Source organism: Maribacter sp., from assembly GCF_039974175.1.
GTDB lineage: Bacteria > Bacteroidota > Bacteroidia > Flavobacteriales > Flavobacteriaceae > Maribacter_C.
Map to the genome: position 1 here is coordinate 1,192,823 of NZ_JBDWJN010000010.1, position 24,138 is coordinate 1,216,960.

A 24,138-nucleotide genomic window follows, 5' to 3' on the forward strand; every position below is an offset into this window, starting at 1 on the left:
ATTTTAGTTTTCAGTAGTTGCTTAAAGTTGTCAAAGATATTTAAAAAGTTGCAGTATACGGTAGCAGTTGGCAGAAAGATAAAAGTCTGGGTATGCCATTGTAGCTTCAAGATATACTATTAGAGAAGTTCGGGTATCTGACATGACACCTCTGTCTTTTATCTATTCAATTCAACAACTGCCTTGCATGCGCTATTGCCGAATCGGAAAGGTCACTACCACCTAACATTTCGGCCAATTCTACCACTCTTTCATCTGCCGAAAGTTTTTTCATCTTGGTTTGCGTTGTATTGCCCTCTTCTGTCTTGTAAACTTTGAAATGCTGGTTGCCTTTTGAAGCAACTTGTGGCAAGTGTGTAATAGAAAATACTTGCATGTTCTTACTCATTGCTGCCATGATATCTCCCATTTTATTTGAGATTTCACCAGAAACCCCTGTATCTATCTCATCAAACATCATCGTAGGCAGGTGCTCGTATTTAGCCAGAATGGATTTTATCGTAAGCATAATTCGTGATAGTTCACCTCCTGAAGCCACCTTCTTCAAAGCACCGAAACCACTGCCTTTATTCGCTGAAAACAAAAAGATCAGGTCATCGTTGCCATTGGGTTTATAACTAGATGCGCGATGAATTTCAATTTGAAAGGAAGCACTAGGCATTCCCAAAAGCTCCAAGCTGCCCTCTAGTTGTTGTTTTAAGTTGGACAAAACTAGATTTCTTCGTTCACTCAGTGTATTAGACACTTCTTGTAAGACCATCTCATTTTTCACTAGTTCCTCTCGAAGTTTCTCAATGTTCGATTCAAGATTTTCAGTAACCCCAACTTTCTCCCTTAGCTCTTCTTTAATACGTAATAAAGATTCAACATCAGCCGCTGCATGTTTCTTTTGCAAGTTGAACAGCAATTGCAGTTTTCCACTAACTTCCTCCAATACCCGTGGATTTGCTTCTATTTGTTCTTGAAACGATCGTATCTCGCCGGCGATATCGTCCATTTCTATAAAAACAGATTGAATTCGCTCGCTCAGTTGTGCATATTGACTACCGAATGCGGATAGTTTGCCTGCTGTCTGTTTCAGTTCACTCAACAGGTTCATTATACCCACTTGCTCATCATTTAGCAATTGATCGCCTTTTGACAACTGCTCCATAATTGACTCTACATTGTTCAATTGCTCATATTGTGCTTCTAATTTTTCCTGCATTCCAAGGTGTAGCGAAGCTTCTTCTAGCTCCTTCAACAAAAAACTGTTGTAATCGTATTCCTTATCGGCATTCTGCTGAAATTCAATCAGTTGTTCAAGCTCTTTAGCCGTCTTTTTATAAGCCCCCAAGTTCACACTATAGTCTTGAAGTGTGTTTTTATTGTCGGCTAAGGCATCGATAACCTTGAGCTGGAAATCATTGTCAGCAAGTTGTAAAGTTTGATGCTGTGAATGCACATCAATAAGTTGATTACCCAACTGGGAAAGTATATCTAAAGTAATAGGAGTATCATTGATAAAGGCTCTAGATTTTCCGCTTGGAAGTATCTCCCGTCGCACTATGGTAAGGTCATCATAATCTAAATCGTTTTGTTTAAAAAATGACTTGAGTTTGTACTTCTTAATCTCAAACTCCGCCTCAATTATACATTTTTGGTCTTTGTCTCGCAAGGCACTTAAATCTGCTCGTTTTCCTAAAACAAGAGAAAGTCCTCCTAAAAGAATTGATTTTCCCGCGCCAGTTTCACCGGTAATTATGGTAAAACCTTCTGCAAAGGAAACATTCAACTCATCTATAAGAGCGTAATTTTTTATGGAGAGGTTTGACAGCACTATCTGAGCATATTAGTGCGGTAAAGATAATTGATATTTTAAATATTACAGAGATCAATATTTGATATCGTTCCAAGTGCTGGAAAAGTAAGGCGCCACCTTGTTCAAGGTTTCCTTAAGCTTAACGACATCAACTTTTGGGCCGTCGGAAAAAATATTGGCAATTTCATCAGATTTCGTCTCAAAAAAGATCTGCGTCAAAAAAGCATTCGGGCGCCGTTTTTGCATGGTGGCGAACAAGTTCATAGTACCTTGAATTACTTGTTTACCAGTGCTATTGTTATCGCCTAAAATGTCTAATCCTTTTCTGTGGTAGTTATACATCGCCACATGGTATTCGCGATATGTATTTGACAAAAGATCATCAACCAATTCAAAACGTGTACGGTCTCCTGTTTGGCTCCATCCTTTGTAATTTGTTCCCTGGGCCTGGGTTACAATTTTCTGGGCTTCCTTAAAGTACTCAGAACCCCCTTCTAAAGAAAAACTATCAGCGTCAAGACCTAACATAATATAAATATAGTAAGCAACTACACCCACTAAATTTGAATCAAAAACATTGGGGTTATAAACCAAAGGTTCAAATTCGATATATTGAAATGAAAATTGGCCGTCTTTGTAATTAAAGATTGGAGTTTCATAAGAGGTATTAAAAACTGGTCGAGTAGATTGAATTTGAATATTACCTTCAAATCGGTTCGACTCATACTTGGTAATGGTAATGAATAACTGGGCGTTCAAACGCTCATTTTCATTAAAAGCGCGATTTGTCCATTTGTTCTTATTCACAAAATCGTTCAATGACCGCTCTAGCGTTCTAAAAACTGGCAAATCACCCTGTGACACCTGATCTGAGTTTACAGTCACTGTGCAATTTAATTCCTGCGCATACATGCTCAGGGATAACAGTCCACAAATTAGTATAGTAAGTAGATTACGCATTGATTCTACTGGTGATTTCTTGAAAAATATCTACAGCGACAGCTGTTTTACTTTTTAAATCAAACGCTTTAATAGTGGAATTCTTATCTATAAAAGTGATTTTATTCGTAGGCTTCCCAAAACCTGCTCCAGAATCGTTGAGGGAGTTTAAAACTATTGCGTCTAGATTTTTCTTCTGTAGCTTTCCTTTGGCGTTTTCAACTTCGTTCTCAGTCTCTAATGCGAACCCTACCAAAAATTGATTTTTCTTTGCCTTACCAAGAGACAAAAGGATGTCTTTGTTCTTCGTCAGCACAATCGACAAATCCTCGGAAGCCTTCTTAATCTTTTGACTTGCAACCGACTTTGGGCGATAATCTGCCACAGCCGCGGCACAAATGGCGATATCAATGTTTTTGTAATGAGAATGAACCGCATCGTACATCTCATCTGCCGAAACAACTTTTATCAAGCTTATCAAATCATGTTTTACCGTGAGATGTGAAGGTCCAGAAACCAAGATAACCTCAGCCCCTAACCTTGCTGCTTCTTTTGCCAACTCATAACCCATCAATCCTGTAGAATGATTTCCCACAAAACGAACAGGGTCGATAGCCTCATAGGTTGGGCCTGCCGTTATCAGTACTTTTTTACCACTTAAAGGTAGTCCTTGAGACAAGCGCTGTTTAATAAAATCCACAATATCCTCTGGTTCCGCCATGCGCCCTTCACCATGCAGTCCGCTAGCCAATTCTCCTGAGGTTACAGGGATCATGGTGTTTCCAAAAGAAGCTAATTTTTCAAAAGAAGCCTTTGTAGATGGATGCTTGTACATATCGAGATCCATAGCAGGAGCGTAGAATACCATACACTTTGCAGAGAGATAGGTAGCCAGGAGCAAATTATCACAAGTACCATTTGCCATTTTAGACAAGGTATTGGCCGTAGCAGGAGCGATTAACATGATATCGGCCCACAATCCCAATTCAACATGGTTATTCCAGTCGATAGTATGATTTTCTTCTTTTACAAAAGAAGATAGCACAGGATTTTTAGAGAGTGTGGCGAGGGTCAATGGGGAAACAAAAGAGCTGGCGCTTTCTGTCAAAATAATTTTGACGTTAGCACCAGCTTTTATCAATAAACGAACGAGAAAAGTAGTTTTGTAAGCGGCAATTCCTCCAGTAATTCCGATAAGGATATTTTTACCGCCTAGCATAATTTATGCGTCTTTCTCGGTATTTCTATAGTAAATCTTGTCTGTTAACCACTCTTCAACGGCCAATGCATGTGGCTTTGGCAATTTTTCGTAGAACTTAGATACTTCAATTTGCTCTTTGTTTTCAAAAACTTCCTCAAGACTATCACTGTAGGTAGCAAACTCCTCTAGTTTTTCAAGAAGTTCTTTCTTGATGTCAGAATTGATCTGAATCGCTCTCTTTGAGGCAATCGAAATTGCTTCATAGATATTATCTGTTGGAGCATCAAACTCGTTCTTGTTAATGGTTGTAGTAGAAACAGGAGCTTTTGAATTCTTTAAATCATTCATATTCATAATGAAAACTATTTATTTTGTTGCTGTTATATCGGTGGAATTTTGCAATTCCTTCTCTATTTTTTCTAATAAGTTATCTGCCTTCTTGGCAAATTTTGTTTCTGGGTACTGCTTTTTAAGCACTTGATATGCATTCTTGGCATTTTCCAAACGTTCTTGTTTCAAAGACTCAAAACTATTTAATGCCATATTTGTAGTGGCTTCCAACTTTAGGAAGAGTGCTTCTTCGCGATAAATAGAACCTGGGTAATCAGAGACAAAATTATCAAGCGCAGCCACCGCTGATCGCAAAACATCAAAATTGAATTCTCCTAATTTGTTGAACTGTTTTCCAATCTCAAACGCCTTACGCTCCTTTTTTGTTGTTAGTTGCTTGGCCATATCGTTTGCTTCAGCAAAAAACTCTGATTCGGGATAAGCATTGATAAAAGCCTGTAATTTCACCAAAGCCTTATCTGTATCTGTTTGGTCTAAAGAATAGCTGGGTGACAATTCAAAATAACTTTTGGCCCCTGAAAATGCTGCCTCCGGCACTTTGTCGCTCTTTGGGTACGATTTAATAAAACGTTCAAATTGATAACCAGCCATATTGTAGTCTTCCCGATTAAAATAAGAATCGGCCAAAAAGAACATTACGCGCTCCCCTTGAGGTTTACCCACATACTTGGGCGCAATCTGCTCAAAAAGCCGAAGTGCCCTTTTGTAGTCCTCAGCATCATAAAATTTTTGAGCCATATCATACTTCGGTTTCACCTCTGTATTTTTCAGCACTTTTTGGTACTCACTACATGATGCGAAAAGCATAAGAAGGAATAAAAAAGGAAGCAGGCGTCTTATTTTCGAAAACATTTTGCAAAATTACGGATTATCAATGGATATAAAAAACATTTTTACTGCACGAAAATAGGCCGATTAAAGGCGATAGCCAATACTTTTAGTGAAGATTTAACGCTTTACGATAAATCCTCATTTTATGCTGTAACCTTTAAAAAGGGTTTTACGAAAGTTGCTATTTTTTCTTTCAGTTCAGCCGATGCTTCCACAAGCGGTAATCTCACCGTTGCGTCGCACAGTTGTAGGGTTTCAAAAATAGATTTTATTCCCGCAGGATTTCCCTCTTCAAAAATAAGGTCCATTCCTTTAGACATTGCTTCGTGAAGTTTTGTAGATTCTTCGTAGTTATGTTCCAACCCTAATCGAATCATGTTTGAGAACAGTTCAGGGAGCCCTTGTCCTAGCACGGAAATCACACCTGATCCACCGGCCAAGACCGTTGCCAAAGCGGTTGGGTCATCACCTGAAATAACGTGAAACTCATTTGGTTTGCCATCGATTAATTGTTGTACTTGTTTCATATCGCCACAAGCCTCCTTAATACCTACTATATTCTTAAAATCTTCCGCTAGGCGCAGTACGGTGCTAGGCAACATATTACTACCGGTTCTTCCTGGAACATTGTATAGAATAATCGGTTTTGTAGCCACTTCGGAAATCGCCTTAAAGTGCTGGTAAATTCCTTCTTGCGTAGGTTTATTATAGTAGGGGGAAACCGAAAGAATAGCGTCAAAATCATCAGACTGAAAAGCCCGAACCTCATGAACTATGCGGTAAGTACTGTTTCCTCCAATACCTAAAACCAGGGGTAACCTACCGTCGTTTGCTTTAACAATGGTGTTCATAACAAGCATTTTTTCGGCCTTGTTTAAGGTGACCGATTCGCCTGTAGTACCCAGAACCACAAGATAGTCTACTCCTCCATCAACGCAATAGTCAACTATACGTTTTAACGCCTCTGTATCAATTGAAAAATCCTTTTTAAACGGAGTCACCAATGCTACACCTGTACCTACTAACTGCTTCATCATTTAATTTCGTTAAGAACTCTCAAATACTTCTTAAGTTCTTGTTTAAAAACTCTAAAATCCTTCATTGGGGTATCTAAAATCAAATCATTATACCTTGAGTCAATTGCTTTGAACCCCACACGCACCCTTGCTCTGGTCTTTACACTCATCAAATGTAATAGCAGGTTTTCATGCGTATAATAGTTAACCAACATATCATATTCACGGCTTAAAAACTCTAGTACGTAGCTATTCTCGATTTTTCCGTTCCAACCCAAATCCTTATCCGAGAAAACCGGTGTAGCATATGGAGAATTTTTATCGTAATAACTTTTATACCCTATTATTTTAACCGCATTAGGGCGTAAACCATAATCCTCTACAAACTCATAAAACAGGTTTGCATTTTCAAAAGCATCCAAATCAACCAAACAAGCAACAGAGGTTATCCCCTTTTTGCGTTCAACCGCAGCGAAAGGCTTTTGGAGTTCCTCATTTAAAAATTTAACTCCAGATTTGAACTTTAACTTATCTTTTATTCCCTTAAACATGTATTTTTACCTTTGGAACTTGTCTATTGACAAATGTAAAGAATATCAATACATATTTAAGGCGCAAGATAAAAAGGATTATGAATTTAAAAATACAACAATTTGTTATAATTATAACATTATTCTTTTTCGCCTCTTGTAAAGAGTCTCCTCCTTCCCTCTCCAAAATTGATGCCAAACACTTGGCCATTGACAGCACTTTGATGGAAATTGATTCGGTTGAAAACTTTGTGGCTCCCTATCGTAAAAGGGTTAACGAAGTTTTAGATAGCACCCTAGCCTATGCCCCTTATATGTTAACCAAAGGAGATGGAGTGTATAATACCTCCGAAGGAAATCTCATGGCCGATATTATTCTTCAAGAGGCAAATCCTATCTTTAAATCACGTAAGGGTGCGGATATCGATTTCGTTCTTTTGAACCATGGGGGAATTCGTTCCATTATCTCTAAAGGAAATGTTTCGGCTCGAACCGCTTATGAGGTTATGCCTTTTGAGAATTCCATTGTTGTGGTCGAGCTAAGCGGCGCGGCTGTTCTTGAAATGATAGATTTTTTAATCAGTTCAAAACGAGCACATCCCATTAGTGGTATGCAGATAGTCTTAGATCAAAACGATAAGCTAAAATCACTAAAAATTCAAGGTAGCCCCTTTATTGAAAACAAAAATTACTACGTAGCAACCTCAAATTATCTGGTCACTGGAGGCGATAATATGGGTTTCTTCAAAGGGATGCTTGGCACGACCGATACCGACTATTTAATTAGAAATGCGATGATCGATTACTTTACAAAAGTAGATACGCTACGTGCCAAAGTGGATGACCGATTTTATAAATTGAATTAATGGACAGAAGAAAATTTATAGCAAATACTGCGGCAAGCTCGGCATTTGTAGGCTTGGGCGGACTCCCACTAGCCTCATGTTCGAATGATGGAGACAAACACATAACCATCTTACACACCAATGATGTTCACAGCCATATCGATGCCTTTCCGAAAGACCACTCTATTTACCCAAATCTTGGAGGACTTGCGAGAAGAGCTGCTTTAGTCGATGCTATTCGCAAAGAGAACAAAAATACCCTCTTGTTCGACGCAGGTGATATTTTTCAAGGCACTCCTTACTTCAATTTTTACGGTGGAGAGTTGGAATTTAAACTCATGAGTATGCTCAAATACGATGCTGCGACCATAGGGAACCATGATTTTGACAATGGTTTAGAAGGTCTATATGCGCAACTACCACACGCCAAATTCGATTTATTATCTGCAAATTACGATTTTAAGAATACCGTATTAAACGGATTTACCAAACCCTATAAAACCTATTCCCTTGATGGTATTAAAGTTGGAGTTTATGGCATCGGCATAGGACTAGAGGGGTTGGTAAGTAAGAAATTGTATAAGGAAACCATATATCTAGATCCCTATGAAATTTCGCTTGATATCGAAGGGCGGTTAAAAGAGGAAGAACGATGTGATCTTATTATCTGTTTATCTCATTTGGGATACGAATATGAAGCCTGGGAAGAAAGACCTGATGACCTAACACTGGCTTCGAAAACAAATTATACCGACCTCATCATAGGAGGACATACGCACACTTTTTTAGACAAACCTGATATTGTGACAAACAACAAAGGCAAAGAAGTTTTGGTAAACCAAGTGGGGTGCTTTGGCATAAATGTAGGGCGAATCGATTTCTATTTTGACAGTTCAAAAAACAACAGTTCCAAGGGTGTATCTATATCTGTTTAAGTACCAAGTAGCATGTTAAATCAACCCAAACGTACAGATTCAAAAAATCTCGACTTTATAAAACTTGTAGCGCAATTGGATGCAGATCTTGGCGAACGTGATGGTGAAGATCATGAGTTTTATCATCAATTCAATAGTATTGACCAATTACATCACGTCATCGTTTTATATATTGATAAGAAGGCCGTAGGTTGTGGTGCGCTGAAAGCATTTGAAGACACTACCATGGAGGTAAAACGGATGTACGTACCTCCTTCAGAAAGAGGACAAGGCTATGCAACACAAATTCTAAAAGCCCTAGAGATATGGGCTGCCGAGCTGGGCAACTCACATTGCATTCTGGAAACAGGCAAACGACAACCAGAAGCTATCGCACTTTATGAAAAGAACGGTTACCAGCGAATAGCCAATTACGGACAATATCAAGGCATTGAAAATAGCATCTGCTTTCAAAAAAATGTATCTTCATAGACTAAAAACATCTATCATGAAAATAGTACGAAACCTTCTTGCCGTTATACTTCTTTTTGGAATAATGCAAGCTAAGGCCCAGACTCAAGAATACTATCAGCTTAAGATATATTCTTTTGATAACGAAGCTCAGGAAAAGTTAACCGATAACTATCTCGAAAACGCTTTTATGCCTGCTTTGAAGGCATTAGACATAAAGAACATCGGAGTTTTTAAACCAAGACCTTCTGAAAACGATACGTCTAAGAAGACCTATGTTTTGATTCCTTTTTCCTCCTTGGTTCAGTTTCGTTTATTAGAGGATGCACTAGCCACCAATGAATCTTATAAATCTAAGGGGAAGGCGTATTTAGAAGCCCCGCATGACAAGCCCCCTTATGCGCGCATCGAGTCCGCTTTAATGAAAGCCTTTGTTGACATGCCCAAAATGAGGCCGTCAACATTAGATGGCCCACGCAAAGACCGTATATATGAGTTGCGAAGTTATGAGTCGGCAACCGAAGAACTCTACAAAAAGAAGGTAGACATGTTCAATGCCGGTGGTGAAGTAGCGCTTTTCGATAAGCTCGGATTTAATGCCGTGTTTTACGCAGAGGTACTTTCAGGTGCTCGTATGCCGAATTTAATGTATATGACTACACACGCAAATCAAGAGGTAAGGGATGCCAACTGGAAAGCATTTGTTGATTCGCCAGAATGGAATAAACTAAAGGTCATACCCAAATATCAAAACACGGTATCGCGCAATGATACACGGCTTTTGTATCCCACGGAATATTCCGACTACTGATTTAGAATAAATTCAACTAGTTCGCGATGTTCTTCTTCAAGTGATCTCTTGGGAAAAGACTTTCCAGCCTGTCGGTACCAGTATCTGGCGTTCCAATCATCACCCTCCTTTCTATGTAGATAGGCATGAACCCATTTGGCAATCGCATTGTTCATTCCGTCAACAATATCATGAGAGGCTTCCCATTTCCCATTGGCATCATACCAAAGCGATTTTAAGACCGCTGACCAATCTTCAGGCGGAAATTCTTCCGCTAGTGATTTTTTAAATTCTTGATAATCCATACGCAAAAGTAATTTACCGAAGCCAAATATCAGGATCCAAATGAAACATGCGCTTCCAACCTTGAACCGATTCGTTATCATACAATTTTGGATACGGAAAGGGCGAGGTAATGGCATAGTGCAAATGCGGGGGCGTGTTTATAGCATTTCCGGTATTGCCAACCGTACCAATAACGGTTCCTCTTTTTAAGGGTTTGAAAACAAAGGTTTTGATTTCGTCCATATGGGCGTAGTAGTGAAAACGCCATTTGGGGCCTAAAACCATAACGGACTTCCCTCCTTTTCCTCCTTCGTAAGTATAAACAACAATTCCGTATGTGGCCGCTATAATGTCTGTACCCTTATCAGCAAAAATATCAATACCCTTGTGCGTAATTGAGCTCCCCCAAGGATAGGCCCAAAACGATTCGTCATCCCAACTGCTGGTCGTAGCATCCTTAACGGGAATAATCATGTTCTGGGGAAGAAGAAATCCAATACCAATGAGCACCAAGGGTACCCAAAACCATTTGCGCATACTTCGATTCCGCACCAAAAAGGCGAGTGACATTAATAGGGCGTACCAAAATCGTCTGGTAGTATTGGTTATCATCGCTATCAAATATAAAAAAGCATCCGACCAAGTCGAATGCTTTCATCTCATGAATTAATCGTTTTAGTTAAAGGTAGTATTTACCAAAGCTATCTGGGCTGGTGTTTTACCTTCTTCAACCGCATAGGTGATAAAAAGATCTGCTTTTCCATCTGTTTTTCCTGTGAGCGGCACAACGGCTGCTCCACCCGGAGCCCCAGCTGGGGGCACATTCATTCTTCCTTTACCAATAATTTCTCCATCAGGCGCTCCTGATCGCACCTCAAAATCATAAGCGACTTTTGGTGCTTCTTGCCATCCAGCAGCAATAATAACCGCTTTCACTCCACTAAGATCAATATCCTCAATTTCATACCATCCGTTTGCACCAGATAGAAGCAATAAATCCATTCCATTAAAAGCGATGGACTGCATTCCATCGGTATTCATCTGATCATTGAACAAGACTGTATTGCTTGACAATGCTATCGATTTAGAGCCTGTTAAAGGGACAGCTCCTGCCGCTCCTTGGTCTGTATAGCTGGCTGTTAATACCATCATATGGCCTGGTGCTGCGGCTTCGGCCACAACAGTACCTTTTGGAGGTAAAGAAGGCTTCTTGTTATCATCACCTGCCAATGACAAGATATAAGTCGCTATTTGGCGGGTCTCATCGGAAGAAATATTCGGATGCGCTGCCATCATCACATCTCCCCAAACACCAGAACCGCCTTCTTTGATTTTCTTTTGTAAATAAGCCATAGCCCCATTATCATCTTTGTATTTTTGAGCAACTTCCATGTAATTGGGTCCTATAGATGCCTCCGCTTCCTTGTGGCACGATTTGCAATCCATTGCAAGGGTCAGTGCCTCACCGGTTACCGCTGCCGAGGCTTGTTGGTGCCCAAGTGACATGGCAACTTTATCCATTCCTTCTAGATAATCTACTGAAACATAAATATTCGATGGGTCGATTTCACCTTCCTCATCGGTTACTGTAACCTCATAATTCACAGGCTGGCCCGGTACGAAGAAGGACGAATTACCCCCATTAATATTAATAGCGATTTCTGGTCTGCCATTGCCGGCAACCACCGAAACGCTTTGACTTTTCGCAGATTCGCCTCCAGCATCTTTTACCTCAACCGATACTTTAAAATCTCCTGCATCGGTATAGGTGTGCGCAATTTTTGGCGCTGTGGTTTCCTTGGTTTCTCCATTGCCTAAATTCCAAACGTAGCTTATCGCATCTTTCTCACGATCTCTTGCCTCTACACTAGCATTAATGGTCAATGGAAGCTTTCCAGAAGTCTTATCTACTATCATATTGTCTATAACAGGAGGCCGATTTCCTCCATTGAACTCGACAAAGCTCAAGCCAGAGTCCTCATTCGCCGAAAACCACGCGCTACCATATTCCAAAAGGTAAAGACGCCCATCTGGTCCCATTTCCATATCAATCAAGTTGCTCACCTTGATATCAGAGGCAAAAGGTTCCATCTTGCTAAAAGAACCGTCATCGAACAAAGTAACAGCCTTCATCCAACCACGCATCCAATCATAAATAATCACTTTTCCATCATAATAAGCGGGCAATCCTCCTCCATTTGGAAATTCATCGGAATAGTAGGTAGGGCCTGCCATGGCGTTTCTTCCGCCCGAAGTTACCTGTGGGAATTCTGAGGTCTCCGCATAGGGGTAAAATACATAAGCTGGTTGTGCTGGTGGTAATTCACGAAGCCCTGTGTTGTTCTCAGAATCGTTAATGGGCTTTTCAGGGTCAAAGGTGATGCCACTTTCTCCCGTAGCATAATCATAATCTACATAGGGCTTGTTATCTCCAATGAATAAGGGCCAACCAAAGTTTCCCGCTGCCCTGGCTTGATTCATTTCATCATAACCCCTTGGACCTCGAGTATCGAGCCTATCTTCGCGTGCATCAGGCCCAACATCTCCCCAATACACATAGCCGCGTTTCGAATCGACCGATATACGATACGGGTTGCGATGTCCCATGGTATAAATTTCTGGTCTGGTCTTTTCGGTTCCTTGTGCGAACAAATTTCCATCAGGAATAGCATAACTGCCATCTTCATTTACCTTGATACGAAGAATTTTACCCCTTAGATCGTTGGTATTGCCCGAAGAGCGTCTGGCGTCGTACTGTTGCTTCCCTGGAAGGTCATTCAAAGGTGCATAACCTTCATTTACAAACTTAGCACCCCTTTCATTGAAAGGTGTAGAATTATCTCCAGTGGAAAGATAAAGCAACCCGTCTCCCCCAAAAGCTATGGAACCTCCTGTATGACAGCAAATTTCGCGTTGTGAGGCCACATCAATAATCTTTTGTTCTGAAGCCAAGTCAAAGGTGCCATCAGCATATTTAAAACGTGACAAACGATTGACTTCTTCATCTCCGGTGGGTGCATAAAAGACATATATCCAATTGTTGGTCGCATAATTTGGGTCTTTTTGCAAGCCCATCAAACCCTCTTCCGCATTCACTCCAGGCGTATGTAATGTTTTGTCATACACATCTAGTTTGGCAACTTCGGTCAATTCCTTGGTTTCTGCATTGTATCTCAATATTTCACCGTGACGTTGCCCGATTAGCACATCATGATTGGGTAAAATGGTCATCTCAGTAGGTTCATAAAATTTACCCTCCGAAAGAACCACTTTAGAGAAACGGTCGATATCAGGTGGCAACTGCGTTGTAGCCTTACTGTAATCTAAATTGAGATTATCGCCAATGGCATATTGAATTCCCCCCAACAAATGCTTTAAAAAAGGCTCTTCTTCATAACTTTCGTCAGTATGACCTGCTCCTGTATAAAATGCACGCCCTCCATCAAATTCATGGTACCAGGCAATCGGATGAAAGTCTCCGTTCGCTCCTCCTTCGTAGGTTGATTCATCAACCGTCATCAAGACGTTCACATCAGCATTGATTCTTTTGTAGTTATAGAGTTCATCAGATCTATGCCAAATAGAATCTGTGAAGTGTTTTGTAGCTATAAAACTGTTGTCTTTGATAATAAAATCAGCTTCGGGGGTTCCCGCAGGATGACTTAAGAATTGCGCACCAACTAGCTTGTTATACCATCCCCAGTCATATTCTGTATCTGCCGCTGCATGTACACCAACATAACCGCCACCAGCTTGAATATACCGCTCAAAAGCGGCTTCTTGCTCATGGTCGAGTACATTCATTGTGGTACTAAGAAAAATTATGGATGAATATTGTTGGAGGTTTTCTTCATTAAAGAGTTCGGCATTTTTCGTAGTGTCAACTACAAATCCGTTTTCAATACCGAGTTTTTGAATAGCGGCTATTCCGGCAGGAATAGAGGCATGTTTAAAACCCATAGTTTTTGAAAAGACCAATACCTTAGGTTTTCCTTCCCGCTTGTTTCCGCAACTGGCAAGAAACAATCCGAAAACAACACATACAACGATTGCAATTTTTCTCATAAATAATCTGGTTTACTTTCATTCCCCGAAATAAGGAAACTCTTGGTTAACATCAAGTTTAGATTTTGATACAACTCCTAAAAATAGACATTCACAATGAAATGTCAAGTATTCATCAAGTTTTAAGTATTATTTTTAAAGAAAAATAACAGATTGCCTGAATTCGATTAAAAATATGCAGGAATACTATTTCAAAAACGATACTGAATGGAGAGCGTGGCTGCATGACAACCATATGCAAGCAACAGGTATTTATCTTATTTTCTATGCGGTATCACATGAGAACGAAAGCATGCGTTGGGAGGAAGCCGTTCGCGTTGCGCTTTGTTATGGGTGGATTGACAGCACTGTAAAAAACATAGGCACAGGAAAACGAAGACAATACTTCTGCCCTCGTAAACCTAAAAGTGTTTGGAGTAAGGTCAACAAAGACCATATCAAAGATCTCAAGAAAAAAAATCTAATGCACAATAGTGGACTTCAATCAATACGTACAGCCAAAAAGAACGGTTCATGGACGGCCTTAGATGCTGTGGAAAAAGGAATAATACCCAAGGAACTGCAAGATGCTTTTGATCAAAACCCCATTGCCTATTCCAATTTCCAAAATTTTACGCGAGGACAACGAAAAAGTTATTTGTATTATCTGAATCAGGCCAAACGGGAAGAAACCCGTCGGAAAAGAATTGCCGAAATCACCCAACTATGCCATGACAATATCAAAGCTCGCAACGGGTGGGGAGCCTAATTCTCGCGACCGTATAAACGATAGTAAATAGTAGCGGCAATTCCGCCAACAACTGCAAAGGCGGTTAGCATCCAAAAGACGTTTTGATGACCGATTTCTTCTCCTGGGTGGGCATCTAATAAATACCCATAAGCAGGGCCCGCAAAGATATCTGGTGTATAGCCTACCAAAGAAACTAAACCTACAGCCGTACCTGTTAATACTAATGGAATCTTTCCTTCTTGCATTACTGCAAAATATAAAGCCCTAGCCGAATATACACCCAATGCAATAATTATAATAGACATGAAGAACAGTGCTGTTGTTGAAGGTTCAATACTTCCTGTCGCGAACAAAATCCCCCCAATAATTGAAGCGCCAAAACTATAAACTAGAGCTAAGCTAATTCTAAATCGGTCGACAAGGAGACCTAAGAATATCCCCGTTGCAGGTCTAAGGAACTGCAGAAACGTTCCTGTTTGCGCCGCTTTCACTTCGTCGTATAGCATAACTTCGCTGGCATATAAAGATAAAACATCTGTTATTTTGTAGCCTACATAGGCACATAGAATAATCACCATGAGTAATACTACTGCAGGTAGTTTCAAAACAGAGATAATCTGCTTCACTGAAATCCGGTCCAGCAAGATTTTTTTTTCATCTACATCGGACTTCATAAAAAACCAAGTCAGAATTCCGATAATGGTAATAATCAACGTTGAACAATAAATAACATATTTAAAGGCTTCTTGCCTTTCTGGCAGCAATGCAGTTGCAACATTATCCGAAATAAAAATGGAGAAAATAAAGACTCCTAGAAGTCCAAAAAGAAAACCGGTCAATCCACGCCCACCATCCAAAAGTCCGAATGCTTTCCCTTGCGAACTGGCGCCTCCCCAAACGCGGGTTGCTTTTATCATGGGAGCCCAGAAGAGAAAGATAGTCGTAAAGCCCCAATACCCATACAAAAGCTGTAAGCTTTTAAAACTGGGGAATGTTGCGAATATTAAGCCTCCAGCGGCAGTCATCCAGAGCGCTATGGCCATTAATTTTCGTGGAGGAAATTTATCGGCTAAAGGTCCCCCGAGCAAATAGGAAGGTATCGCGACAAGGCCATAAACCGAAAAACAAAGTCCTATCTGCGTATTATCTAAGGCAAACACATCCAATACGGTAGGTCTAAAAATGCGCGGTAATACAAAGGGGAGAATAAAAACGGCCTCTCCTGCTAAAATCAAAAGAAGGAGATAGTACCAAGTGGCTTTTTGTTTCATCGCTGTGAAAGATACTAAGATCCAACGAAACCTTGATCAAAACATAGCATCTGCGTATCTTTATGAAAATCATTGTTCATGAAAAAATTATTCTTCCTCCTACTCTTAACCCTTACTTCCAATGCACAAGAAAACTTGACTACAGGTCCTGAAAACGGAGCCCTCGTTATTGTAGGCGGGGGGCGCATAGGCGAAGCCATTACAAAAAAATTCATTGAATTAGCCGGCGGTAGCGATGCCAAAATCGTAGTAATACCCACTGCTGCAGGTGGAGAAATAGATCAGAATAACGTTTGGTTTGCCAAGCAGCTCGCCGCCTTTGGTGCTACAAATGTCACCGTTTTGCACACCTATGACAGGAAGGAGGCAGAAAGCGATACTTTCGTAAAACCCTTGGCAGATGCAACAGCGGTGTGGTTTGGAGGAGGTCGTCAATGGCGATTAGTAGACGCTTATGCCGGCACCAAAACTGAAAAACACATTTGGGATATTTTGAATAATGGAGGGGTTATTGGAGGTTCATCAGCTGGTGCAACAATTCAAGGGTCTTATTTGGCACGTGGAGATACCCAAAACAATCAGATCATGATGGGAGACCATGAAGAAGGCTTTGGTTTTATAAAGAATATCGCCATAGACCAACACGTGCTTGCAAGAAATCGGCAGTTTGACATGTTCGATATCTTAAAAAATAAACCAGAATTACTAGGCATCGGTATCGATGAAAGTACAGCAGCAGTAGTGACAGGAGATGTTTTCGAAGTCATGGGAAAAAGCAAAGTATTGATATACGATGGCTCATTTTGGTCACGAGAGGGCAGCCAACTTAAAACCCTTCCTGCCGACGAGAACCTATTTTATTTTTTACAGCCGGGCGACAAATACCATATGAAAGAGCGCAAAGTGATCACAGATTGACCCTTTGCCATCTTATGGAGCTCCGTTTTACCAAGATTAGCCCACAGTCTAGGGGTTTTTAAAAGGTAAATTAAACCTTATCTTTGTATAAGGTTCTGCGGAGTGTACCAGGCTAACGTGTTTCCGTTACTGGTTTTCTTCAAGAACTTGATGCTATGTCAAAACTGCCCAAGCAGAATCAATTCTTGGACTTGTCTGATTACGGAAGACCCGCTGCAAAAGTTATTGCGCAATCGCTCAAAAATACTTCCTTTACGCCCATTCATGTTACCATTGCATTTGTTGTGTCTGGATTAATCGCTATTGTTTGCATGCTTAGTCATTTCTACCTAGCCACGGCATTCTTTTTGGTTTTAAAATCAATTCTTGACGCTGCTGATGGCGAGTTGGCCCGAATCAAAAATATGCCCTCATATACCGGAAGATACTTAGATTCAGTCTCTGACATCATTTTAAATCTCATGATCTTGATGACTATTTGGTATGTAACTGACGGTTCGCTCGCACTCAGTTTTTTGGCTTTCATTGGTATTCAATTGCAGGGCACACTCTATAATTATTACTATGTAATCTTAAGAAACAAGCACAATGGCGATACCACCAGCCGCATCTTTGAAAGTGAAACACCGAAGGCCCTAAAGGGAGAAAAGCAACGCGATGTAAATATTCTCTTTAGACTGTACACCTTGTTCTATGGTGTTTTTGACAAGGTCATACACCAACTAGATCGTGATGCTGTAGAAGCACAAAACCTTCCCAATTGGTTTATGACAGCAGTTTCTACCTTTGGTTTAGGTTTTCAATTGCTTCTTATTGGTGTCATGTTGGCTCTTGATTTGAAGCAATATATTGTGCCATTTTTTATAGGATATTCTGTATTTATTCTGGTATTTATTGCGATTCGCCGATTGATAAATCGGTAATTTTCCATACTTTTCAGGTATGCGAATACTCTGTTTTTTTTGGGTCTCTATACTCTCTCTATTAAGTTGTTCTTCCGATAAGAAAGAACAGTTTGATTTGGTTATTCTAAACGGTAAGATCATTGATTTAGAGACTGGTGCTGTTGAACAAAAAGTAATTTTTATTTCTGAAGGAAGGATAAAAAAAATTAGCGATTCGCATAGTGAGCCTCCTTTCGAAGCTGTAAAAATCTTAGACGCCACAGGGAAGTATGTACTGCCTGGGTTTTGGGATAACCATGTGCATTTTCGCGGCGGAGATAGTTTGATAAGCGCCAACAAAAACTTCCTAAACCTATTTATTGCCAATGGAATCACCACGGTTCGCGATGCCGGTGGCGATTTGACAGATGCTGTTTTAGCTTGGAGAAATGCAATTGCAGAAGGCAATCTGGTCGGACCAAAAATATTTACTTCTGGGCCAAAAATAGACGGACCAAATGGAACCTGGGCCGGTTCGCTAGAAGTTGCAACCGAAGCTGATGTTACCCAGGCCCTAGATTCGCTACAGGCCATTCCAACTGATTTCGTCAAGTTATACGACAGTAGAATTTCTGGAGAAATCTATTTAAAAACAATTGCTGAAGCTGAAGAAAGGGGCCTTATAGTTTCTGGCCATATGCCTTTTACTGTACAATTAGATGAGGCCGTTAATTCTGGTATTGATGCTATAGAACACTTATATTATGTAATGAAGGGATGTGCTTCCAATGAAAAAGAAGTTACCCAGCAATTACAAAACAAAGAAATCGGCTTCTGGGAAGCTATGCCCCTCCTTATGGCCAATTACCAAAACAGTACGGCTAAAAAAACCTTTCAACATTTAAAAAACAACAACGTCTATGTTGTGCCCACCTTGCACATTGGAAAGACCTTGAGCTACCTAGATGAAGTAGATCACAGCAACGACGCCTACCTCAAATACATGAGTGATGGCCTCATCGCAACCTATGAAGGACGCATCAAACGAGCAAAGAATTCTTCGGAAAAAGCCATTGCCGATCGAAAGACCCTAGATTTGTTGTTTGGGGAGTTAACCAAATCACTTGATGATGCTGGTGTTGGATTACTTGCGGGCTCAGACAGCGGTGCTTATAATTCATACACCTACCCGGGGGTTTCCTTGCACAAAGAACTTCAGGAAATGGTATCCAATGGAATATCGCCATTGAATGCCCTGAGAAGCTCAGCTTATAACGGAGCAGCTTTTTTAAAACAAGACGCCTATGGAAGTATCTCCGAACAAAAAATGGCAGATTTGGTACTACTTGATGCAAATCCATTAGAAAACATTGAACATACCCAACAGATTCACACTGTAATTCAGAAGGGTAAAATATTTTCAAAAAAACAATTGGAAGCCCTCTTAAAAGCTTCCGTTCAGCATGCCAGCCTAAAAGAAGAAACTAAATAAAAACTAGTTATCATGAAAAAGCTATTTGCAATTTTATACTTGACATTTTTATGTGCTTGTAACCAGGCACAAGAAATAATCAGCCCGACGGCGATACTAATTTCAAACACGAATATCGTTGATGTACGTTCAGGTGAACTTCTTGAAAACCGTAATATCGTTATCGATTCTGGAAAAATTAAAAGCATTTTAGAATCTAATGGAAACCTAAAAGGCTATAACAAAATCATTGATGGAAATGGAAAATTTCTCATTCCCGGATTAGCGGAAATGCATGCGCATATTCCGACCCCATCGACGCATTCAGAACGTATCGAGGAAATTCTTTTTCTATACGTCTCCAATGGTATTACTACGATTCGCGGTATGTTGGGTCATCCAGCACATTTGAGTCTCCGCAACACGGCCAAGGAGGGAAAAATTATCAGCCCACGTATTTTCACTTCAAGCCCTTCCTTGAACGGAAATTCGATCAAAACCAAGGAAGATGCTATCGAAAAAGTGACCGCCTATAAAAAGGCGGGATATGACTTTTTGAAAATTCATCCAGGTATTCAAAGGGAAGTATTTGATCAAGTTGTAGAAACGGCGAACGAAGTTGGTATCCGATTCGCTGGTCACGTTCCCGTTGATGTTGGCATTCGACATGCTTTGGAAAGTAAGTACGCCTCCATTGACCATGTCGATGGTTTTCTAGAGGGCCTTGTACCCGAGTCGGAAAAAGTCGACCCAACAAAAAATGGCTTCTTTGGCTTTGCTTTTACTCCCTTAGCGGATACCTCCAAAATCGATGAATTGGTTGCGCTTGCTAAAAAAAATGAAGTATGGATTGTTTCCACCCAAAGCCTTTTCGAAAGATGGTTTGCTCCGGTTTCAGCCGATGAATTATTAAAACAAGCTGAGATGAAATATATGCCAGCAACTACCTTGCAAAACTGGAAAGAGCGCAAGGAACAATCTACAGCGACAGATACAGGTTTCAATCAAACGCAGTGGCAAAGGTTTGATAGTATCCGGAAACAACTCATAAATGCTTTGAGTAAAAATGGACACGGCATGTTGCTAGGTTCTGATGCCCCTCAACTTTTTAATGTTCCCGGGTTTTCCATACATCATGAAATTAGTGGGATGTCGGATGCAGGAATGACTCCCTTAGAAATCATTCAGTCAGGCACCATGAATCCGGCTACTTTCTTTGGCATGTCTGATACCTTTGGAGAAATCAAGGTAGGCTTAGATGCAGACCTCGTGTTGCTAGATTCTAATCCGTTGACAAATATTGCAGCTCTAAAACAACTATCGGGTGTCATGCTGCAAGGGCGATGGTTACCGAAAGAAGAAATTGATGAAAAATTAGCAATTATTGCCCAGCATGCTGCTCAAAATTAAATGAACAAGAAATCACAGGAGAAAGACTATTGGACCAAACGTTATCAAGAAGAACGAACGGGTTGGGATATCGGCTACCCCGCTACTCCCTTGAAAGCGTATATCGACCAAATTCAAGATAAATCTATCTCTATTTTGATTCCTGGCGCAGGTAATGCCTACGAAGCAGAATACCTTTGGCACAAAGGGTTTCAAAATGTATTTGTAATGGATATTTCCGAATTTCCGTTAAAGCAATTCCAAGAACGCAATCCCGATTATCCAACGGCACAATTAGTAGTAGAAGACTTCTTCGAACATGAAAGTCAATATGACCTCATCTTCGAACAGACTTTTTTCTGCTCTCTTGTTCCCACAGACGAGAACCGAAATGCTTATGCCAAACAAATGGCACAACTGCTGAAGCCAAACGGAAAATTAGTTGGTGTCTGGTTTGACCTTCCTTTGACCGAAAGCATGGAGAAAAGACCCTTTGGAGGCGATAAACAACTGTATTTAAGTTACCTAAATGGGTATTTCAAAACTATCGTATTTGCAGCTTGTTACAATTCGATTCCACCACGAATGGGTAACGAGCTATTTGGAATTTTTAGAAAAAAATAGTCGAATCAGTTATCCTTTCCTGAGTTTGAAATAGTTGAAAACACCTCTAGGAACCCTATAAAACATAAAAAACACCAGAGCGAAAAGGCTTCCAAAACCAATGGGTATGATGGCGCCAAAAGTAAAGGAAGAACCCAGTACCCAGCCTAACAAATATTCAGATTTGTATAGGGGAAAAATGAAAGCTAGAATAAAAATTGTGGGCATAATATAGTCTATCAGACTAATATCCAAAGTATAGAAAACCGAAAGGGCTATAGCGACTCCCATCGCCAAAAGAAACCTTAAAATTACAAGCTGTAAACTTTCGGAACTTGACTTCGATTCATCAATTCGCTTATGAATACGATAAAGTAAGAACCAAGTAAAAAACGGTAGCACCAGTCCCCCGAGCCAATTGGGTATCCCAGGCAGGTCTTTATCGTGTAAAAGATAGTGTGTGGGTATGCCTTCATGGAAATAGTCCCAGCCGATATGTGCCCAGACCATAAGTGTTACAACAGCGGTAATGCCAACACGAAGTGGTAGTGGTAGTTTCATGATTGTTAGGTTTTTGATTGATTGAACATATGACGTCGACAAGCGCGTATTGTTACAATTTTTTCAACTGAAAACTGTTAGGCACTACTATTTAATGCCGTAATCTCGAAGTATTTCTCGTATTCCCTCTGCATAGGTAGTCACTTCAAAATCAGGAAATCGAGCCTTAAACTTCGAAGAATCAAAAATATTATCAATTTGATACCTAGGGAACAGTTCTTTTGTTTCTTTAATCATGGGGTGAACTAACGCAAGTATTCTTAATGTAATGGAATTCAATACGGTATATTTCACTTTACGACCCAATTGACTTGAAATTTCGGCCATGAATTGTTTGTAGGTCAATCGATTGTCATCACAGGGCAAATGCCATGTTTGTGCGTAAGCATCTGGCGTATTTGCCAACAAGGCCATTGCTCTACTAGCATCGGGAGTATATATCAGCGTACGAACTACCCTATCATTTAAAAACACCTTGGGTTTTTTACCCTTCTTTAGGGCTTCAAAAACCAGCGTATTGGTAAAACCTTTTGTTTTTCCTGGACCATAGAATTCAGGTGCTCGGCAAATCAACGCTTCTAGCTCTTTCTTGGCAATTGTTTTTAACAACAGTTCTGCTGCCAACTTCTTACCTCTGCCCTTTTTGCCAGAAGAATGCATAGGTGTATCTTCTTTTTGTAGCGCAGCATCTTGCGGATACATATAGGTATTATCAAAATACACCAGCTTACAATTTTGTTTTTTGCATCCCTCAATGATCAGCTCCATGATACGAACCCAATCGCGCAGCCATACTTCTGACGTATAGGGCAAACCAATGGTCATATAAGCAATCTCTGTATTTTCTAAAGCCCTATGAACATCTTCAATATGGAATAAATCAGCTTTACATACCATGTCATCAGGGTGCACTTTTTGTGGGTTTCGGCCGACCAATTTGATTTTGTCGGTGTAATTGGCACGTAGTTCTTTGGCCAGTTCTTCACCGATGATACCGTTTGCGCCTAAGATGGTATGCATGATAGATAGTTATTTTTCATTTATAAAGGTATGCAAGAAGACATCTTTTACAATCGCAAAAGGCAGTTTATCCTGCTGTGAATTATAGGCTCCGCCAGTAAATACAGCGACTAGTTCTAACTCAGGTAGCACCATGATATACTGCCCACCGTTTCCAGTAGCTACTTTCGCCACCAAAAGGTCGTTGTTAATTTTAAATGAAATGTTCCACCAAAAATAGCCGTATTCAGTACCTGAAATCTTTGTTTTTGTCGCTGTCGCTTCCGCTATCCATTGTTGACTAACTATTTGTTTGTTGTTCCACTTTCCCTGGTTGAGCACCAACTGTCCGATTTTGGCCATATCACGCGAAGTCATATACAATCTTTTCCCCGAAGGAATAATTTCTTTTTTGGAAGTATGCCCCCAACTTATGTTGGTTATACCTAAAGGATTAAACAAATATTCTTGAGCAAATTGGTCAATGGGCATTCCCGAAGCCTGTGCAATGATTTCTGCCACCATTATTGCACCCATAGAACAATATGTAGCGACCACACCTGGCGTATTCGCCATAGGAAGATCTAAGGTATATTGAAGCCAGTCACTTTTCTTATATACTTTATCTTCTTGTCCTTTAGATTTTCTGTCCCAATCGTTACATTCTAAGCCGCTTGACATCGTCAAGAGGTGTTTGATGGTAATCTGTTCTTTTCTAGAATCAAGGTTTTTTTTGGCCACTGGGTGTTTCAGATACTTTGTAATAGGGTCGTTTACACTTTCTATAAACCCCTGGTCTATTGCAATCCCCATCAATAACGCTCGTATACTTTTGGTGGTTGAGCGTAAATCATGAGGTAGATTTACACTATGGTTGTCAAAATATTCTTCAAGAAGGAGCGCGTTGCTTTTTACCAAGAGCACGCTATGTAGTTTGTGTTCTGCGGTACTAAGCTGGGTAAAGAATTTAGATATTCTAGTAGTATCTAGTTCGTGCGAAGTTAGATTTCCGGTTTTCCAACCATCGGAAAGTGCCTCAGGCTGTGCATATTGATAGGAATCTTGTCCGTTGCAAACAGCCAGTAAGAATAGGCAAAAGAATAGTAGTGTTTGTTTTTTCATAATGTGATACTCCCTTCAATAGGCTGGCGTTTTATTAGCCGATGATGCCATTTTTACCTGAGGCAATTTGCCTATTTATTTTTGGAAACTCAATATAAGCAAATATGTCTTTGTTACTAGATTTTTACTAGGCCATGACAGATTATTTTTA

Annotated in this window: 24 protein-coding genes; 10 read left to right on the forward strand and 14 right to left on the reverse strand. The window is 40.2% G+C overall.

What is annotated here, in order from left to right:
• Positions 1 to 166 precede the first annotated feature (166 nt).
• The 7 genes from recN to ABJN95_RS14465 form a co-directional block, all read right to left on the reverse strand.
• Positions 167 to 1,819, reverse strand: coding sequence for a DNA repair protein RecN (gene recN / locus ABJN95_RS14435; protein ID WP_348371207.1), 1,653 nt, complete (start codon positions 1,817 to 1,819; stop codon positions 167 to 169).
• A 54-nt stretch (positions 1,820 to 1,873) separates the two neighbouring features.
• Entirely contained in the window at positions 1,874 to 2,761 is an 888-nt protein-coding gene (locus ABJN95_RS14440) for a DUF4835 family protein (protein WP_348371209.1), read from the reverse strand.
• Positions 2,754 to 3,959 (reverse strand): bifunctional phosphopantothenoylcysteine decarboxylase/phosphopantothenate--cysteine ligase CoaBC, encoded by a 1,206-nt coding sequence (coaBC, locus tag ABJN95_RS14445; RefSeq protein ID WP_348371211.1) that lies wholly within the window; start codon positions 3,957 to 3,959, stop codon positions 2,754 to 2,756. The genes ABJN95_RS14440 and coaBC overlap by 8 nt, the downstream gene beginning before the upstream one ends.
• A 3-nt stretch (positions 3,960 to 3,962) precedes the next feature.
• Entirely contained in the window at positions 3,963 to 4,295 is a 333-nt protein-coding gene (locus tag ABJN95_RS14450) for a DNA-directed RNA polymerase subunit omega (RefSeq protein ID WP_171037027.1), read from the reverse strand.
• A gap of 12 nt (positions 4,296 to 4,307) precedes the next feature.
• The gene (gene bamD / locus ABJN95_RS14455; RefSeq protein WP_348371213.1) at positions 4,308 to 5,144 is read right to left on the reverse strand and encodes an outer membrane protein assembly factor BamD; all 837 of its coding nucleotides are present in this window, start codon (positions 5,142 to 5,144) and stop codon (positions 4,308 to 4,310) included.
• 122 nt (positions 5,145 to 5,266) lie between these two features.
• On the reverse strand, positions 5,267 to 6,157 hold the full coding sequence (gene dapA / locus ABJN95_RS14460) for a 4-hydroxy-tetrahydrodipicolinate synthase (RefSeq protein ID WP_348371752.1): 891 nt from the start codon (positions 6,155 to 6,157) through the stop codon (positions 5,267 to 5,269).
• Entirely contained in the window at positions 6,157 to 6,690 is a 534-nt protein-coding gene (locus ABJN95_RS14465) for a hypothetical protein (protein ID WP_348371215.1), read from the reverse strand. Before ABJN95_RS14465 ends, dapA begins: the two co-directional genes overlap by 1 nt.
• 80 nt (positions 6,691 to 6,770) lie before the next feature.
• On the opposite strand from ABJN95_RS14465, the gene ABJN95_RS14470 reads away from it, so the two are divergent.
• From ABJN95_RS14470 to ABJN95_RS14485, 4 genes are read left to right on the forward strand one after another with little or no spacing between them, the layout of a single operon-like run.
• Positions 6,771 to 7,535 carry a 5'-nucleotidase gene (locus ABJN95_RS14470; RefSeq protein WP_348371216.1) on the forward strand — a complete coding sequence of 255 codons (765 nt, stop codon included), beginning with the start codon at positions 6,771 to 6,773 and terminating at the stop codon, positions 7,533 to 7,535.
• Positions 7,535 to 8,449 (forward strand): metallophosphatase, encoded by a 915-nt coding sequence (locus ABJN95_RS14475; protein ID WP_348371218.1) that lies wholly within the window; start codon positions 7,535 to 7,537, stop codon positions 8,447 to 8,449. Before ABJN95_RS14470 ends, ABJN95_RS14475 begins: the two co-directional genes overlap by 1 nt.
• A gap of 12 nt (positions 8,450 to 8,461) precedes the next feature.
• Positions 8,462 to 8,920, forward strand: coding sequence for a GNAT family N-acetyltransferase (locus tag ABJN95_RS14480; protein ID WP_348371219.1), 459 nt, complete (start codon positions 8,462 to 8,464; stop codon positions 8,918 to 8,920).
• Between the two features lie 16 nt (positions 8,921 to 8,936).
• Positions 8,937 to 9,710 (forward strand): NIPSNAP family protein, encoded by a 774-nt coding sequence (locus ABJN95_RS14485; RefSeq protein WP_348371221.1) that lies wholly within the window; start codon positions 8,937 to 8,939, stop codon positions 9,708 to 9,710.
• On the opposite strand, the gene ABJN95_RS14490 is transcribed toward ABJN95_RS14485, so the two are convergent.
• From ABJN95_RS14490 to ABJN95_RS14500, 3 genes are all read right to left on the reverse strand, one after another.
• Positions 9,704 to 9,994, reverse strand: a complete 291-nt coding sequence (locus ABJN95_RS14490) for a hypothetical protein (protein ID WP_348371223.1) — start codon at positions 9,992 to 9,994, stop codon at positions 9,704 to 9,706. The two genes, ABJN95_RS14485 and ABJN95_RS14490, sit on opposite strands and share 7 nt — an antisense overlap.
• A gap of 13 nt (positions 9,995 to 10,007) precedes the next feature.
• Positions 10,008 to 10,586 (reverse strand): M23 family metallopeptidase, encoded by a 579-nt coding sequence (locus ABJN95_RS14495; protein WP_348371224.1) that lies wholly within the window; start codon positions 10,584 to 10,586, stop codon positions 10,008 to 10,010.
• A 63-nt stretch (positions 10,587 to 10,649) separates the two neighbouring features.
• A complete protein-coding gene (locus ABJN95_RS14500) occupies positions 10,650 to 14,039 on the reverse strand; it encodes a ThuA domain-containing protein (protein ID WP_348371226.1) in 3,390 nt (1,129 codons plus the stop codon).
• 175 nt (positions 14,040 to 14,214) lie between these two features.
• On the opposite strand from ABJN95_RS14500, the gene ABJN95_RS14505 reads away from it, so the two are divergent.
• Complete coding sequence (locus ABJN95_RS14505; protein ID WP_348371227.1) at positions 14,215 to 14,787, forward strand: YdeI/OmpD-associated family protein; 573 nt, start codon at positions 14,215 to 14,217, stop codon at positions 14,785 to 14,787.
• On the opposite strand, the gene ABJN95_RS14510 is transcribed toward ABJN95_RS14505, so the two are convergent.
• Positions 14,784 to 16,040 carry an MFS transporter gene (locus ABJN95_RS14510; RefSeq protein ID WP_348371229.1) on the reverse strand — a complete coding sequence of 419 codons (1,257 nt, stop codon included), beginning with the start codon at positions 16,038 to 16,040 and terminating at the stop codon, positions 14,784 to 14,786. The genes ABJN95_RS14505 and ABJN95_RS14510 overlap by 4 nt on opposite strands.
• A gap of 78 nt (positions 16,041 to 16,118) precedes the next feature.
• Between ABJN95_RS14510 and ABJN95_RS14515 the strand changes: the two genes are divergently transcribed.
• The 5 genes from ABJN95_RS14515 to ABJN95_RS14535 all read left to right on the forward strand — a co-directional run bounded on the left by ABJN95_RS14515 (position 16,119) and on the right by ABJN95_RS14535 (position 21,326).
• The gene (locus tag ABJN95_RS14515) at positions 16,119 to 16,958 is read left to right on the forward strand and encodes a cyanophycinase (protein ID WP_348371230.1); all 840 of its coding nucleotides are present in this window, start codon (positions 16,119 to 16,121) and stop codon (positions 16,956 to 16,958) included.
• A 155-nt stretch (positions 16,959 to 17,113) separates the two neighbouring features.
• The gene (locus ABJN95_RS14520; RefSeq protein ID WP_348371232.1) at positions 17,114 to 17,881 is read left to right on the forward strand and encodes a CDP-alcohol phosphatidyltransferase family protein; all 768 of its coding nucleotides are present in this window, start codon (positions 17,114 to 17,116) and stop codon (positions 17,879 to 17,881) included.
• Between the two features lie 19 nt (positions 17,882 to 17,900).
• Positions 17,901 to 19,334 carry an amidohydrolase family protein gene (locus ABJN95_RS14525; RefSeq protein WP_348371235.1) on the forward strand — a complete coding sequence of 478 codons (1,434 nt, stop codon included), beginning with the start codon at positions 17,901 to 17,903 and terminating at the stop codon, positions 19,332 to 19,334.
• A 12-nt stretch (positions 19,335 to 19,346) separates the two neighbouring features.
• The gene (locus ABJN95_RS14530; protein ID WP_348371236.1) at positions 19,347 to 20,723 is read left to right on the forward strand and encodes an amidohydrolase family protein; all 1,377 of its coding nucleotides are present in this window, start codon (positions 19,347 to 19,349) and stop codon (positions 20,721 to 20,723) included.
• Positions 20,724 to 21,326 (forward strand): methyltransferase domain-containing protein, encoded by a 603-nt coding sequence (locus tag ABJN95_RS14535; protein WP_348371238.1) that lies wholly within the window; start codon positions 20,724 to 20,726, stop codon positions 21,324 to 21,326. It abuts the gene before it with no gap.
• A gap of 9 nt (positions 21,327 to 21,335) precedes the next feature.
• Here the strand turns inward: ABJN95_RS14535 and ABJN95_RS14540 are convergent, their stop codons facing one another.
• The 3 genes from ABJN95_RS14540 to ABJN95_RS14550 all read right to left on the reverse strand — a co-directional run bounded on the left by ABJN95_RS14540 (position 21,336) and on the right by ABJN95_RS14550 (position 23,987).
• The gene (locus ABJN95_RS14540; RefSeq protein ID WP_348371240.1) at positions 21,336 to 21,866 is read right to left on the reverse strand and encodes a hypothetical protein; all 531 of its coding nucleotides are present in this window, start codon (positions 21,864 to 21,866) and stop codon (positions 21,336 to 21,338) included.
• 87 nt (positions 21,867 to 21,953) lie between these two features.
• Positions 21,954 to 22,886, reverse strand: a complete 933-nt coding sequence (locus ABJN95_RS14545) for an NAD-dependent epimerase/dehydratase family protein (RefSeq protein WP_348371241.1) — start codon at positions 22,884 to 22,886, stop codon at positions 21,954 to 21,956.
• 9 nt (positions 22,887 to 22,895) lie between these two features.
• Positions 22,896 to 23,987 (reverse strand): serine hydrolase, encoded by a 1,092-nt coding sequence (locus tag ABJN95_RS14550; protein ID WP_348371243.1) that lies wholly within the window; start codon positions 23,985 to 23,987, stop codon positions 22,896 to 22,898.
• Between the last annotated feature and the right edge of the window lie 151 nt (positions 23,988 to 24,138).

Coding starts and splice junctions, on each gene's coding strand:
- ABJN95_RS14440 (WP_348371209.1), bottom strand. CDS start 2,761: ATGCGTAATCTACTTACTATACTAATTTGTGGACTGTTATCCCTGAGC.
- coaBC (WP_348371211.1), bottom strand. CDS start 3,959: ATGCTAGGCGGTAAAAATATCCTTATCGGAATTACTGGAGGAATTGCC.
- ABJN95_RS14450 (WP_171037027.1), bottom strand. CDS start 4,295: ATGAATATGAATGATTTAAAGAATTCAAAAGCTCCTGTTTCTACTACA.
- bamD (WP_348371213.1), bottom strand. CDS start 5,144: ATGTTTTCGAAAATAAGACGCCTGCTTCCTTTTTTATTCCTTCTTATG.
- dapA (WP_348371752.1), bottom strand. CDS start 6,157: ATGAAGCAGTTAGTAGGTACAGGTGTAGCATTGGTGACTCCGTTTAAA.
- ABJN95_RS14465 (WP_348371215.1), bottom strand. CDS start 6,690: ATGTTTAAGGGAATAAAAGATAAGTTAAAGTTCAAATCTGGAGTTAAA.
- ABJN95_RS14470 (WP_348371216.1), top strand. CDS start 6,771: ATGAATTTAAAAATACAACAATTTGTTATAATTATAACATTATTCTTT.
- ABJN95_RS14475 (WP_348371218.1), top strand. CDS start 7,535: ATGGACAGAAGAAAATTTATAGCAAATACTGCGGCAAGCTCGGCATTT.
- ABJN95_RS14480 (WP_348371219.1), top strand. CDS start 8,462: ATGTTAAATCAACCCAAACGTACAGATTCAAAAAATCTCGACTTTATA.
- ABJN95_RS14485 (WP_348371221.1), top strand. CDS start 8,937: ATGAAAATAGTACGAAACCTTCTTGCCGTTATACTTCTTTTTGGAATA.
- ABJN95_RS14490 (WP_348371223.1), bottom strand. CDS start 9,994: ATGGATTATCAAGAATTTAAAAAATCACTAGCGGAAGAATTTCCGCCT.
- ABJN95_RS14495 (WP_348371224.1), bottom strand. CDS start 10,586: ATGATAACCAATACTACCAGACGATTTTGGTACGCCCTATTAATGTCA.
- ABJN95_RS14500 (WP_348371226.1), bottom strand. CDS start 14,039: ATGAGAAAAATTGCAATCGTTGTATGTGTTGTTTTCGGATTGTTTCTT.
- ABJN95_RS14505 (WP_348371227.1), top strand. CDS start 14,215: ATGCAGGAATACTATTTCAAAAACGATACTGAATGGAGAGCGTGGCTG.
- ABJN95_RS14510 (WP_348371229.1), bottom strand. CDS start 16,040: ATGAAACAAAAAGCCACTTGGTACTATCTCCTTCTTTTGATTTTAGCA.
- ABJN95_RS14515 (WP_348371230.1), top strand. CDS start 16,119: ATGAAAAAATTATTCTTCCTCCTACTCTTAACCCTTACTTCCAATGCA.
- ABJN95_RS14520 (WP_348371232.1), top strand. CDS start 17,114: ATGTCAAAACTGCCCAAGCAGAATCAATTCTTGGACTTGTCTGATTAC.
- ABJN95_RS14525 (WP_348371235.1), top strand. CDS start 17,901: ATGCGAATACTCTGTTTTTTTTGGGTCTCTATACTCTCTCTATTAAGT.
- ABJN95_RS14530 (WP_348371236.1), top strand. CDS start 19,347: ATGAAAAAGCTATTTGCAATTTTATACTTGACATTTTTATGTGCTTGT.
- ABJN95_RS14535 (WP_348371238.1), top strand. CDS start 20,724: ATGAACAAGAAATCACAGGAGAAAGACTATTGGACCAAACGTTATCAA.
- ABJN95_RS14540 (WP_348371240.1), bottom strand. CDS start 21,866: ATGAAACTACCACTACCACTTCGTGTTGGCATTACCGCTGTTGTAACA.
- ABJN95_RS14545 (WP_348371241.1), bottom strand. CDS start 22,886: ATGCATACCATCTTAGGCGCAAACGGTATCATCGGTGAAGAACTGGCC.
- ABJN95_RS14550 (WP_348371243.1), bottom strand. CDS start 23,987: ATGAAAAAACAAACACTACTATTCTTTTGCCTATTCTTACTGGCTGTT.